At 69.4% G+C, this 12,999-nt stretch carries 13 protein-coding genes; 3 read left to right on the top strand and 10 right to left on the bottom strand.

From position 1 onward, the window contains the following. Window positions 1-153: 153 nt before the first annotated feature. A complete protein-coding gene (locus ToN1_RS20865; protein ID WP_169208576.1) occupies window positions 154-687 on the bottom strand; it encodes a nickel-binding protein in 534 nt (177 codons plus the stop codon). Then, window positions 680-3,664: an ATP-binding protein gene (locus ToN1_RS20860; RefSeq protein WP_169208575.1), complete on the bottom strand. Its 2,985-nt coding sequence runs from the start codon at window positions 3,662-3,664 to the stop codon at window positions 680-682. The genes ToN1_RS20865 and ToN1_RS20860 overlap by 8 nt, the downstream gene beginning before the upstream one ends. 175 nt (window positions 3,665-3,839) lie before the next feature. On the opposite strand from ToN1_RS20860, the gene cysK reads away from it, so the two are divergent. The 3 genes from cysK to ToN1_RS20845 are packed head-to-tail and all read left to right on the top strand — an operon-like array spanning window position 3,840 to window position 6,924. Beyond that, a complete protein-coding gene (gene cysK, locus ToN1_RS20855) occupies window positions 3,840-5,333 on the top strand; it encodes a cysteine synthase A (RefSeq protein ID WP_169208574.1) in 1,494 nt (497 codons plus the stop codon). A gap of 17 nt (window positions 5,334-5,350) precedes the next feature. Further along, complete coding sequence (locus ToN1_RS20850; protein WP_169208573.1) at window positions 5,351-6,298, top strand: isopenicillin N synthase family dioxygenase; 948 nt, start codon at window positions 5,351-5,353, stop codon at window positions 6,296-6,298. A gap of 11 nt (window positions 6,299-6,309) precedes the next feature. After that, complete coding sequence (locus tag ToN1_RS20845; RefSeq protein WP_169208572.1) at window positions 6,310-6,924, top strand: carboxymuconolactone decarboxylase family protein; 615 nt, start codon at window positions 6,310-6,312, stop codon at window positions 6,922-6,924. Window positions 6,925-6,950: 26 nt separating this feature from the next. On the opposite strand, the gene ToN1_RS20840 is transcribed toward ToN1_RS20845, so the two are convergent. The 8 genes from ToN1_RS20840 to ToN1_RS20805 are packed head-to-tail and all read right to left on the bottom strand — an operon-like array spanning window position 6,951 to window position 12,830. Next, window positions 6,951-7,244, bottom strand: a complete 294-nt coding sequence (locus tag ToN1_RS20840; RefSeq protein WP_169208571.1) for an RnfH family protein — start codon at window positions 7,242-7,244, stop codon at window positions 6,951-6,953. Between the two features lie 12 nt (window positions 7,245-7,256). Then, the gene (locus ToN1_RS20835; protein ID WP_169208570.1) at window positions 7,257-7,922 is read right to left on the bottom strand and encodes an electron transport complex subunit E; all 666 of its coding nucleotides are present in this window, start codon (window positions 7,920-7,922) and stop codon (window positions 7,257-7,259) included. After that, on the bottom strand, window positions 7,919-8,554 hold the full coding sequence (gene rsxG / locus ToN1_RS20830) for an electron transport complex subunit RsxG (protein ID WP_169208569.1): 636 nt from the start codon (window positions 8,552-8,554) through the stop codon (window positions 7,919-7,921). The genes ToN1_RS20835 and rsxG overlap by 4 nt, the downstream gene beginning before the upstream one ends. Next, the gene (locus ToN1_RS20825; RefSeq protein ID WP_169208568.1) at window positions 8,551-9,636 is read right to left on the bottom strand and encodes an RnfABCDGE type electron transport complex subunit D; all 1,086 of its coding nucleotides are present in this window, start codon (window positions 9,634-9,636) and stop codon (window positions 8,551-8,553) included. The genes rsxG and ToN1_RS20825 overlap by 4 nt, the downstream gene beginning before the upstream one ends. After that, window positions 9,633-11,171: an electron transport complex subunit RsxC gene (rsxC, locus tag ToN1_RS20820; RefSeq protein ID WP_169208567.1), complete on the bottom strand. Its 1,539-nt coding sequence runs from the start codon at window positions 11,169-11,171 to the stop codon at window positions 9,633-9,635. Before rsxC ends, ToN1_RS20825 begins: the two co-directional genes overlap by 4 nt. A 13-nt stretch (window positions 11,172-11,184) precedes the next feature. Next, window positions 11,185-11,715 carry an RnfABCDGE type electron transport complex subunit B gene (locus ToN1_RS20815; RefSeq protein WP_169208566.1) on the bottom strand — a complete coding sequence of 177 codons (531 nt, stop codon included), beginning with the start codon at window positions 11,713-11,715 and terminating at the stop codon, window positions 11,185-11,187. Between the two features lie 12 nt (window positions 11,716-11,727). Then, window positions 11,728-12,309 carry an electron transport complex subunit RsxA gene (gene rsxA / locus ToN1_RS20810; protein ID WP_169208565.1) on the bottom strand — a complete coding sequence of 194 codons (582 nt, stop codon included), beginning with the start codon at window positions 12,307-12,309 and terminating at the stop codon, window positions 11,728-11,730. Continuing rightward, the gene (locus tag ToN1_RS20805; RefSeq protein ID WP_210147880.1) at window positions 12,306-12,830 is read right to left on the bottom strand and encodes a SoxR reducing system RseC family protein; all 525 of its coding nucleotides are present in this window, start codon (window positions 12,828-12,830) and stop codon (window positions 12,306-12,308) included. The genes rsxA and ToN1_RS20805 overlap by 4 nt, the downstream gene beginning before the upstream one ends. Window positions 12,831-12,999: the final 169 nt, after the last annotated feature.

The raw sequence follows: 12,999 nt of genomic DNA, 5'->3' as shown, positions 1-12,999 counted from the left end.
TCTCCTGAAAGTCTGTTGGATGTGCCCGATCGCCGATCAGGCAAGACGGACTTTCCGCCCACGACGTTGGAAACAGCGTGAGAACGGCCGTGGTATTTGCAGCAGCGGGGGGACAGGCCGCGTGGAATCTGCGCGCGGCAGCCGAGCGTGCCCTCAGGCTTCGGGCAGCAGCGCGGAAAAACCCCAGACGTCGTCCATCGGCATGGCGGCGATGCGCTGCGCTTCGCGTACCGATTCGGCGTCGGGCGCGCGGTAGAGGCACAGCATGCGGGTGCGGTCCAACGAGAAATACGTGCGCACGAATTTCACGTGGCGCACGTCGAGGCACCAGGCTGCCGCATTTTCTCTCGCCTGGAGGTCAGCGACCTCGACCGGCTGGGCAAAGGAGCGGCGCACGATCACGTTCGCGGATTCCGCGCTGAACCGTCCGAGCTTCGGCGCATCATGCACGGTCCCGGGCCACAGGCGACGGATGTCGGCGCCGCCGCTGCGCAGGGCGATCCGGGCGGATTCCGCATCCGGCGCGCGGAAGTTGCAGACCAATCTGCAACCGTCCAGCGAGAGCAGGCTGCCGCGCCATTCGACACGATGCAGGTCGAAGCAGCCGATGCCGCCGCTCCATGCCGCCTGGAGGTCCGCGTGGCTCACCGGCGGAAAGAAATCCCGTTCCAGAAACACCTCAACCATCCCCGGCCTCCGCTGGTCCGGTCACGCGCCGGGCGATGTCCTCCGCCCACGCGGCCACGCCCGCGGCGTGCAGCTTCGCTACCGCTTCGGCATGCAGGAGCGCCGGCGCATCCTCGCCCTCGGCGCGACAGCATTGCGCCAGCACGGCATGCGCCAGCAGCATCTCCGTCGCCCGCTCGAGCACTTCTGCGCACCCGAGCGCCTCCGTCGCCCGCAGCGCGCCGCGCTCGTGCCGACCGCGCTGGCAGTCCAGCATAGCCGCGCGCGTCTGTGCATACGCGAGGCGATGCTTGGCGTCGGCGAGCCGCAGATCCACCAGCGCCGCATCCAGTGCAACCGGATCGTCGTCCAGCGCAAACATGCACAGGCCGAGCAAGGCACGTGCGAAGGGCGCCTCGCTGCCGTCGCGAATTTTGTTCCCGAGCGTCACCAAATCCTGGCAACGCCGCGTGGCGTCCTCGAAACGGCCGCGCTGGATGTCGATCATCGCGAGATACTCGTCCACCTGGTACTCGACAAGGCGATCACCGGCCCACTTGCACAGGGTGCGGGCGTGCTTGAGCAGTTCCTCCGCCTCGTCCATGCGGTTCTCGTAGAAGCGCAGCATGCCGATCCCTGCGGGAATCGCATGGTGGGCGAACTGTCCGCGCTGGGCGCGGGCCTGGGCTTCCATCAGCATCGCATCGGCTTGCGAGAGATCCCGCTCCAGCAAGACCAGGCAGCGCGCGGTCTCGGCCAGGCCGATGGTGTGCTCGTGTTCGCCGCCGCTGCGTGCGACCCGCTCGGACTGCAGCGACTGCTCGCGAGCCTCCGCCCACTGGCCATGCTGCCAGCGCACGGAGGCCGCCATGTAGTAGGCGCGCCGTGCGTGCGCCGACTCGCCGTGGTCGAGCGCGCATTCGGCCAGGCGGGTGTAGCGCTCCGCCTCGCCCTCCCAGTCCTGCAGGGGAGCCGCCGATAGCATCACGTCGTGCAGGTCGATGACGACACGCACCTGTTCGGCCGCCGGCAATTGCTCGGCCAGTTGCAGCCCCTTGCGCGCCAGGGATTGGGCGTCCTCATTGGCAAAGAACCTCAGGCACAGCCTGCCCGCCGACACCATCGCCCGCGCCGCGAGACCGGCATCCCCGCTCAGGGACGCGTGATGGGCGAGGTCGGCTGCGCGCGAAAGCTCGAAGCGCTCCTCCTGCTCGAGCCAGCTGGCCACCTTGCGATGCATGATCTGCCGGCGTACTGGCGAGATGTCGGTGTAGATCGCACGCACGATCAGCTCATGGGCAAAGCGCAGGTCGCGCTCGCCGGACACGAGGACGGCCTGCCGCGCCGCCTCCTCCAGCGCGCGGCTGACCACGTTCCCGTCCAGTCCGCTGACGCTCAGCAGGGCGGGAACATTCACGACGCAGCCCAGCACAGCTGCCCAGCGCAGCACGTCGGCGCCATCGGGGTCGAAGCGCGCCAGGCGCTCCTGCACCAGCTCGAGGATCGAACCGCCCGCTTCCCCGCCGCCGTCGGCCTCCGCACGGGCGAGTTCCAGCGCCAGCAGCGGATTGCCGCCGCATTCCCGGCTCAGGCGCGCGCCGTCCGCACCGGCCGCCCTGATGCGCACGAGCGCCTCGATGTCTTCGGCCGGCATCGGCCCCAGGCGCAGCTCGTGCAGCGTCCCCTCGCGACGCAGGCTGCGCAAGGCCTGTTGCAGCGCGACGTTGTCGCGCATCTCCGATTCGCGGACCGCCAGGACCGCGAGGACCGGCCGCTCCCGGTTCAGGCGCAGCACGTAGTGAAGGGCCGCAACGCTGGATTCGTCTGCCCAATGCACATCGTCGAACTGCAGCATGACCGGTCGCCGCCCCGCCTCGCCGGCAACCAGCTCGCCGATGCGCGCGAGCAGGGACTCGCGGTTCTGCGCGATGCCGCTGCCGAATACGCTCTCGGCGGTTTCCGGCAGGCCGGCACGGAGCGCTTCCATCCACAGCGCGAAGGGCCGGATCTGGTCGGCCTCGAAGGCGCAGGCGGACAGCACCAGTCCGCCCTCGGCGCGCACGCGGGTGCGCATACAGTCGAGCAGGCAGGACTTGCCCAGTCCCGGCTCCCCTCGCAGCAGGACCACTCCCGCCTGGCCCGCCACCGCGTCTTCCCACGCGGCCGCGAGCGCCTGCTGCTCCTCGCGCCGTCCGACGAGCCGCCGATCCCCGGCTGCCGGACCGGCGGCGCGGACGGATGCGACCACGGCCGGCGCAGCGGCTGCCGCATCGGGCGGACCGGCACCCGCCTGCCGTGCCTCGCGCAAGGCGCCGGTGGCGGTGATGCCCGCCTCCTTGAGCATGCGCAGGCCGAGCTGGAACTGACGGTCCGCTTCGTCGATGTGCTGGGCCGCCAGCAGCAGGCGAACCAGCGCCGCGCGCGCCGCCTCGTCATAGGGTGACAGGCATACCAATGCGCGAGCATGCACGAGCGCACGCTCCGGTTCGCCGGCAAGGCGGCGCACCAGCTCCCGCAGCACGGCCGTCTGCGCCCGCGTGGTGCGCTCGCGCTCGGCGATGCACCACGCGTGGAAGTTGTGGAAATCGGAAAACTCCAGGCCCTCGAGGAAGGTGCCCGCGTAATCGGCCGCCGCGCGCTCCAGTGCCTCGGTAGGCAGCCGCCCCGGGTCGCCAGCCGCCAGGGCCTGAAGGCGCACGGCATCCACGTCGATGCCTTCCAGGTCGATTTCGACATGGCTGCGGTCGGCGCGGATGCGCTCGCGATCGCCATCCTCCAGCAGGCGGCGCAGTTTCGACAGGCTCCAGCGCAGCGAACCGCGCGGGTCGTCGGGAACCTCCCACAGCAGCTCGCACAGACTCTCGCGCCGCAGCCGCCTGCCATGCAGGCTCAGGTAGGCGAGCAAGGCGCGGGTCTTCTTCGACGGCGGCAGGGGCAAGGCCAGGCCATCGCGGATCACGCCGAATTCACCGAGGAATCTGAGTTCGAGCTGGGCCATGCGCGTGGGGAAAACTGCTGATAATCCCCACTATAGGAGCCGCAGCAGACACTACAAGCAGGCCGGCAGCCTGCGCGCCCCTTCCCCGCAAAAACCACGCTCGTTCCAACGCTCGCTCCATCGATGCCCCGCCAGCATGGCCTCCATCAAGGGCCCCACTGGCGAGGAGAGAGCGATGGCAAAGTACGACAACATCCTGCAGACGATCGGGCGCACGCCGCTCGTCCGCATCCGGAAACTGGCGCCGGAGTGCGTCAAGCTGTACGTCAAGGTCGAGTCCTTCAACCCCATGGGCTCGGTCAAGGACCGCATGGCCCTCGCGGTGATCGAGCAGGCCGAACGCAGCGGCGAACTCAAGCCCGGCCAGACCGTGATCGAGGCGACCAGCGGCAATACCGGTATCGGCCTGGCGATGGTGTGCGCGCAGCGCGGCTACCCGCTGGTGATTGTGATGGCAGAGAACTTCAGCATCGAACGGCGCAAGATGCTGCGCTTCCTCGGCGCCAAGGTGGTGCTGACGCCCGCGTCCGAAAAAGGAACCGGCATGCTCAACAAGGCGGTGGAACTGGCCCGGGCGCACGGCTACTACCTGTGCCGCCAGTTCGAGAACGACGCCAATGCCGAAGTCCATACCCGCACGACCGCCCGCGAGCTGCTCGACGACTTCTGCGACGAACCCCTCGACTACTTCGTCTCCGGCTTCGGCACCGGCGGCACCCTGCTCGGCGTCGCTCGCGGCCTGAAGGGCGCAGGCGCCCCCACGCGCATCGTGGCCGCCGAGCCGGACAACTCGCCGGTCCTCGCGAGCGGCATCGCGCAGCCGCGAACGGCCGACGGTGCGCCCTCGGGCAGCCATCCCAAGTTCCGCCCGCACCTGATGCAGGGCTGGAGCCCCGATTTCGTGTCGCGGCTGACCGAATCGGCCGTCGCCGAAAACCTCGTCGACGAGATCGTCCCGGTCGCGGGCGACGACGCCATCCGCACGGCCCGCGCACTCGCCCGCCTCGAAGGCATCTTCGTCGGCACCTCGGGCGGCGCGACGCTCGCGGCCGCCCTCGCGGTCGCGCGTCGCGCACCCGTCGGGAGCAACATCGTGTGCATGCTGCCGGACACCGGCGAACGCTACCTGTCGACACCGCTCTTCGAGGGCATCGGCGAGGAGATGGACGAGGCGGAGATCGAACTCTCCCGCTCCACCCCGGGTTACCGCTTCGACAGCCCCGCGGCCTGTCCGGCCGTGTCCCGGCCGGTCCGGCCCATGCATGCACCAGATCCCGCGGCAGACGCCATGGTCACGACCCTTGTGCGCGACGAGCCGGTGCTGCTCTTCGCACTGGAATGGTGCGAGTTCTGCTGGTCCGTGCGCAAGCTCTTCAAGCGCATGGGGATCGCGTATCGCAGCGTCGATCTGGATTCGGTCGCATACCAGGCCGACGACATGGGCGGAAAGATCCGCGCCGTGCTGGCGCAGCGTACCGGCAGCCCGACCATCCCGCAAATCTACATGGGCGGCGAGCACATCGGCGGATGCACCGAACTCTTCGATGCCGTGCGCGACGGCTCGCTGCAGCGGCGGCTCGCGGCAGGCGCGATCGACTACGACACGAGCGTCGATATCGACCCCTACAGCCTGTTCCCCAAGTGGCTGCAGCCGCGCAAAACGGCCTGAGGCGAAGGATCACCGACATGAACGCCATGCATGTACCCGTCCTCGACCTGACGCGGCTCGACGACCCCGCGACCCTGCGCGCGCTCGACCGCGCGTGCCGCGAGTGGGGCTTCTTCCAGGTCACCGCCCACGGCATCGACGACCACCTGCTTCGCGACCTGTTCGACGCCGCGCATCGCTTCTTCGCGCTGCCCGCGGCGGACAAGCAGCGCGTCGCCCGCAGCGCGGACAATCCGTGGGGCTTCTTCGACCGTGAGCTGACCAAGAACACCCGCGACTGGAAGGAGATCTTCGATTTCGGGCCGCCCGACGGCGCGCGGCAGCGCCCGCAGTGGCCCGACGGGCTCCCCGGTTTCGAACTCGCCGTGCGCCGCTACTACGCCGCCTGCGCGGCGCTCGCTGCACGCCTCATCGACGCGATCGGCGTGAATCTGGGGATGGCGCCGGGGCATCTTCGCCCCGCCTTCGGCGCCTTGCAGACGAGCTTCGTGCGCCTGAACCATTACCCGCCCTGCCCGGCGCCGGCGCGCCCCGAAGGCGTGCTCACGCCCGAACACGGCTACCTGGGCGTCAACCACCACACCGACTCCGGCGCCCTCACCGTCTTGCTGCAGGACGAACAGCCCGGCCTGGAAGTGTTCCGCGACGGGCACTGGCACCTCGTCGAGCCGCTCGCGGCCGCCCTCGTGGTCAACATCGGCGACGTCGTGCAGGTCTGGTCGAACGACCGCTACCGCGCCGCCCTGCACCGCGTGCTCACGAACACGAGCAAGCCGCGCTACAGCGCCCCCTTCTTCTACTGCCCCGCCTACGCCACCGACTACGCACCGCTGCAGAGCACCGTCGACGCCGCACATCCCGCCCGCTACCGCGCCATCAACTGGGGCGAGTTTCGGGCAAGACGCGCGGCCGGCGACTACGCCGATCTCGGCGAGGAAGTGCAGCTCGCCCACTACACCGTGTAAGGAGACACGTCATGGCCTTCATCGAGACCATCGCCGCCGACGACGCGCAGGAAGAAGTGCACGCGATGTACGAGCGCCAGCAAGCGTCATGGGGTTACGTTCCCAACTACGCCAAGGTGTTCAGCCACCGCCCCGAAGTGCTCGCGCGCTGGGGTCGCCTGCTCGCGGAGATCCGCCGCCCGATGGACGCCCGCCGCTTCGAGCTCGTGACCTTCGCCGCCGCGCATGAGCTGCGCAACAGCGCCTGCGCGCTGGCCCACGGCAAGGCCCTCACCCGCTTCTTCCCGGCGGCCGAGGTACAGGCGATGGCCGAGGGCGCCGACGCGCCGGGATTGAGCGTCGCCGAGCGCGCGATGATCGCCTTCTCGCGCAAGGTGGCACGGGACGCCACCACCGTCACACAGGCCGACATCGATGAACTGCGCGCCTGCGGCCTGAGCGACGCGGAAATCTTCGACATCGTCGCAACGTCCGCCGGGCGGGCCTTCTTCACCAAGCTACTGGATGGACTGGGCGTGCTCGGCGACTCGCCCTTCAACGCGATGGAGGTCGACCTCCGCAAGGCCCTGACCGTCGGCCGACCGCTCGATCGCCGCACACCGGAGACGATGGCCGTGCTCGCCTGAAACCCGGGGGATCGACAGCCCGCCGCTCAGGCCTCGCTTGCCGACGCTTCCGCGTTGTTGCGCGACTTGCGCGTTGGCACGGCTTTCGGATCGCAGATGATCGGACGGTAGATCTCGACCCGGTCGCCGTCCTTGAGGGCGGCGTCGAGCTTGACGACGCGCGCGTAGACGCCGACCTTCTGCTTCGTCAGGTCGATGTGCGGGAAGAGCCCGAGAACGCCCGAACGTTCGATGGCAGCCTGCACGCTGCTGCCTTCGGGCAGCTCGACCTTCAGCGATACCTGCTGCCCCGGCTCGGAATAAGCGACCACGATCTGCATCGACGACCTCCCTCAGCTTGTCGCCACGGACACGGACGCTGCCGCGTCCGCACGCCGCCGCCCCTCGAACACGCGCTTCGCCGCGAGCAGCAAGCCGAGCACGGCGAAACCGCCGGGCGGCAGGATCATCAGCAAGGCACCCTCATAGGCCGGCACACGCATCTCGAGGAACGCGAAGCTCGGCCCGAGCAGCAGGCTCGCCTGCGCGAACAGCGTCCCGGCGCCGAACAGCTCGCGGATCAGGCCGATCACCGTCAGGGCCAGCGTAAAGCCGAGCCCGGTCGCCAGGCCATCGACGGCCGAAGCAGCGACGCCGTTCTTGCTCGCGAACGCCTCCGCGCGCCCGAGGATCGCGCAGTTGACGACGATCAGCGCGATGAAGAGTCCCAGCACCTTGTACAACTCGTGCGCCCACGCGTTCAGCGCCAGATCGACGATCGTCACCAGCGTCGCGATCAGCACGACGAAGACCGGGATGCGCACCTGCGTGCTGACGACGTTGCGGATCATCGAAACGAGCATGTTCGACACCACCAGCACCGCGGTCGTCGCCAGCCCCATCGCGAGGGCATTGGTGCCGGTGGTCGTCACCGCCATGGTCGGGCACAGCGCGAGCATCTGGGAGAACACGACGTTGTTCCCCCACAACCCCTCGCGCAGGATGCGTGCGTGACTCATGAGCGACCTCCCAGGATTTCGGCGCGCTGCGCCGAGAAGAATTCCAGCCCGGCGCGGACCGCCTTCACCACCGCGCGCGGCGTGATCGTGGCGCCGGCGAAGGCGTCGAACACGCCCCCGTCCTTCTTCACCGCCCACTGCGCCGGCGTCGGCTCGGCGAGCGACTTGCCGGTGAAACCGTCGATCCACGCCGACTTCGCGCGGTCGATCTTGTCGCCCAGTCCCGGCGTCTCGGCATGCTTCAGCACGCGCACGCCGAGTACGCGCCCGTCCGCATCGACGGCCATCAGCAGCGCCACCTCGCCGGCGTAGCCGCGCTCCGCCATGCGGAAGACCGCGCCGACCGGAGCGCCCGCGCGCCGGGCGACGTGCACCCGCACCGGCCCGCGCGCGCCGTCGACCTCGACCACGTCCGCCAACAGGTCGTTGTCGGCGAAACCCTCGGGCATGACCTGCGCGAGCGTGGTACGCAGGTCGCTCGCTTCGGCGGCCGCAATGGGCGCCTTCGTCGCGCCATGCGCCCACGTCAGCGCAGCACCCGCCAGCAGGGCTGCCACGGCGAGCAGGACGGGCTGATAGCCGAGCCGCTCGCGGATCGCGGCGATACCGCGCGGTGTCTCCGGAGCAGTCATTCGGCACTCCCTTGCGTGGCCCGGATCGGCGCACCGCGCCGCGTCCGCCCCATGATCCGCGGCCGGCAGTAGCGGTCGATGACCGGCGTCAGCGCATTGAACAGCAGCACCGCGAAGGCGATCCCTTCCGGATAGCCCCCCCAGCTGCGGATGATCCAGGTCAGCAGACCGATGCCCAGTCCGTAGAGCAGCTGCCCGGAGGCCGTATTCGGCGACGTGACGTAGTCGGTCGCGATGAAGAAGGCGCCCAGCACGACGGCGCCTGAGGCGAGATGCGTCGTGGCGGGAAGGTAGTGGCTCGGATCGATCGCGTGCGCCACCGCGGCAGGCAGCGCGAGTCCCGCGAATACGGCGACTGGGATGTGCCAGCGGATCACGCCGCGCACCAGCAGGTAGAGTCCGCCCAGAAGCAGCAGCAAGGCACCGGTCTCGCCGAGGCTGCCCGGACGGGCACCGTGCCATGCCGAAAGCGTGCCGCCGGCCGCGTCGAGCGCCTGCGCGAGATCCATGCCCCGCGACAGCTCGGTCTTGGCATGGCCGAGGAGCGAGGCCGAGGTCACCGCATCGGGCACTGGCACCACCCCGAGCGTGATGCGCAGCCCTTCTATGAAACCCGGCGCGCCCTCCGACCCCAGCGGCAGCGGCGCCACCCAATGCGTCATCACCACCGGAAAGGACACGAGCAGCGCCACGCGCGCCACCATCGCCGGATTGAAGAGATTCTGCCCGAGCCCGCCGTACACCTGCTTGCCGATGGCGATGGCGATGAAGCCGCCGAGCGCGCCGATCCAGGCCGGCGCCCACGGCGGCAGGGAGAGCGCGAGCAGCCAGCCGGTGAGCAGTGCCGAACCGTCCCACAACCGGCTCTCGCAGCCGCGCAGGCGCTCGCAGAAGACTTCCGTGAGCAGCGAAGCCCCGACCGTGATCACGAACAGATTCACCGCCGGCCAGCCGAAAATCCAGAACCCGAACAGGGTGGCGGGCAGCAGCGCGAGTTGCACGCGGCGCATCGTGCGCCCGACGTCGGCCCCGACATGCGCATGCGGAGCCGGCGCGGCCATGAAAAGTTCGCGGCCGCTCATGCGCAGGCTCCGGATTCCTCGTTCGTGCCGGCGGCTGCCTTCTCCACGGCCGCGGACGCCTCGGATGCGGCCGCCAGGGATGCGGCCGTGCGCCGGGCGAGCGCCTCGGCCTTCTCGCGTTCGTCGCGCTCGATCCGGTCCGCCTTCGCCCGCGTGAGGGTGCGGATCGTCTCATTGCGCTGCGTGCCGCGCGCCCGCGCCGCGAGTTCCCCCTTCGCATGGTGGAAATACTGCACGAGCGGGATGCGCGAGGGACACACATAGGCGCAGCATCCGCAGGCGATGCAGTCCGCGAGGCCGAAGCCCGCGGCCTTGTCGACCTCGCCCGCACGCACCCGCGCGGCGATCTCCAGCGGCAGCAGGCCGACCGGGCAGGCGCGCATGCAATCGCCGCAGCGGATGCACGGACCGCCGTCGCCCTCCCCGACCTCCGCAGCATCGAGCACCAGGATTCCGCCCGTGCCCTTGATCACCGGGACTTCGAGCGTCGGCACCTGCATGCCGGTCATCGGTCCGCCCAGCAGCAGGCGCGCAGGGCCATCGTGGTCGCCGCGCATGCCGCCGCAGAAGGCGAGCACCTCTCCGGCGAGCGTGCCGATGGGTACTTCGACGTTCCCCGGCTCGCGCACGCAGGCGCCATTCAACGTGACGATGCGCGACACCAGCGGACGCCCGAACCGGACTGCGTTCCGCACCGCCACCGCGGTACCGACGTTATGCACGACGACGCCGATGTCGGACGGACGCCCCTCGGCCGGCACCTCGCGCCCGGTCAGCACGAGGATGAGATGCTTTTCCGAGCCCATCGGATAGCGCGTCGGAATCACCTCGACGCGGATGCGCGCCTGCCCGGCCACGGCCGCCCGCATCGCCGCGATCGCTTCCGGCTTGTTGTCCTCGATGCCGATCCGCGCCTCGCGCGCGCCCGTCGCGTGCAGCATGATCGCGATGCCATCGACGGCCTCCGCGGCACGGTCGCGCATCAGGCGATCGTCGCAGGACAGGAAGGGCTCGCACTCGCTCGCGTTGATGATCAACAGCTCGACGCGCGCGCCGAGCCCGCCCGAGAGCTTCACCGCCGACGGAAACGCGGCGCCGCCCAATCCGACCACGCCCGCCTGCGCCACGCGCCGGCCGATCTCCGCCGGGTCGAGCGCGAACGGATCGTCGCAGGCTTCCAGTTCGCACCACTCGTCGCGGCAATCGCTTTCGATCGTGATCCCCCGCACCGGCAAGCCGGACGGATGCGGCGCGACGATGTCGCCGATCGCGACCACGCGCCCCGACGTCGACGCATGGATCGCTGCCGACACGGCCCCCTGCGGCTCGCCGATACGCTGTCCCATTTTCACGAGATCGCCGACGGCGACGACGGCGCGCGCGGGGCTGCCGATGTGCTGCACCAGCGGCACGTACACGCGGGCCGGCGGCGGCATCACCCGCAGCGGCGCGTCCGCGGCCGGACGCTTGTGGTCGTCGGGATGCACACCACCGCTGAAATGCGCCGCGCGCAGGAATCGATCGAGAATACCCATGTCCGTCCCCTCCTCAGCCCTGCAACGCCGGTTTCGGCCAGAACCACTGCTGCAGCGTGACCGGCACGGGCTGCATCACCATCGCCTCGGTCGGGCATTGGTCGATGCATTGCGCGCAGCCGCTGCAGGCGTCGCGCAGCACGTTGTGGATCTGCTTGGGCCCGCCCAGGATCGCGTCAGTCGGGCAAGCGCGGATGCAGCGCGTGCACCCGATGCAGATCGACTCGTCGATGTCCGCAACCAGCGGCCCCGGATCGTCCGCGCCGCCAAGCTCGACGCTCACGCCCAGGCGCTGCGCGATGGTCACCGCCAGCGAGCGCCCGCCGGGCGGGCAGCAGGCCGGCGAAGCCTCGCCCGCCGCGATCGCCGCAGCGGCACCGGCACAGCCGGGAAAGCCGCACTGGCCGCAGTTCGAGCCGGGCATCAGCGCCTCGATCTCCTCGACGAGCGGATTGCCCTCCACATGGAAGAAGCGGTTGGCGATACCGAGCACGGCGCCAAGCACCGCACCGAGGATCGTGAGACTGAGGACGGCGGCAAGCATGATGTGATCTCCTCAGGCGGGGATGAGTCCGGAAAAGCCCATGAAGGCGAGGCTCAACAGGCTGATCGTGATGAAGGCCGCCGGCGCCCCCGAGAAAGCAGCCGGCACCGTTGCGAGCGCGAGGCGTTCGCGCAGTCCGGCGAAGATGAGCAGCACGATCGTGAAACCGAGCGCCGAGCCGAAGCCGAACAGCACGCTCTTGAGGAAGCCGTAGCCCTGCTGCACGTTCAGCAGCGCGACACCCAGCACCGCGCAGTTCGTCGTGATCAGTGGCAGGTAGATACCGAGGCTCTCGTACAGCGCCGGACTCGTCTTGCGGATTGCCATCTCGGTGAACTGCACCGCGGCGGCGATGACGAGGATGAAGCTGAGGATGCGCAGGAAGCCGAGATCGAACGGTGCCAGCAGCCAGTGCTCGAGCATCCAGCTCGCGGCCGCGGCAAGCGTGATCACGAAAGTCGTCGCGAGCCCCATCCCGAGCGCGGCATCGACGCTCTTCGAAACCCCCATCGTCGGACACAGGCCGAGGAACTTCACCAGCACCACGTTGTTGATGAGTGCGGTCGACAGGAGAAGCAGCAGGTATTCGTTCATGCCGCGCCCTCCCGGCTGCCGGAATTACCGGAAAGCGCGCCCGCGTGGCGCAGCACCCGCGGCCCCTCTGCCGCCCGCGCGCCCGCCCACCGCGCCAGAGCAAGGCCGACCCCCAGCCCGCCCGCCATCGCAAGGGCGATCATCGATTCGCCGCCCCCTGCCGTTTCCGCCACAAGTGCCGCGCCCAACATGACTGCCAACGGTAGCGCATACGCGGTCAGCGCCGCGCGCGCGAGCGCATCGTCGCGCAGACCAAGGATGATCCGGTCACCCACGGCAAGCCGGTCGGCGGCAACGGGAACACAGCGGGCCGCCAGGTGCCCTGCCCTGCCGCCCCCCGCAGCGCGCGCAAGCGTCGCAGCGCCGCACAGCGAGGCCGATGCACACGCGCCGCAACCGCTGCGGTGCTCCGGCTGAAGCCAGGCGACGTTCCCCTCGATCGCGACCACCCGCGCCTCGGCTTCGACGAGGCGAAGCGCACGGTCGCCGTTGCATGCAGGAGAGCGAAAGCCTTGGTCCATTTGTTTGACTTCCAACAGTAGCTTTTACAAACGATACATTTTTCCTCTCATTTTCGTCAATAGTGTGACGCAATAAATCGAAAGTCCCCGGCGGCCGACAACCGTTTGTCTTGGTCGAACGGGTCGTGCTGGCGGAGCACATGCAATGCGTGCTGGAATTGCCGTCATC

The sequence above is a fragment of the Aromatoleum petrolei genome (assembly GCF_017894385.1).
Classification (GTDB): domain Bacteria; phylum Pseudomonadota; class Gammaproteobacteria; order Burkholderiales; family Rhodocyclaceae; genus Aromatoleum; species Aromatoleum petrolei.
Note: the sequence above shows the minus strand (reverse complement) of the source record. Positions and strands in the feature narration are given on the sequence as shown.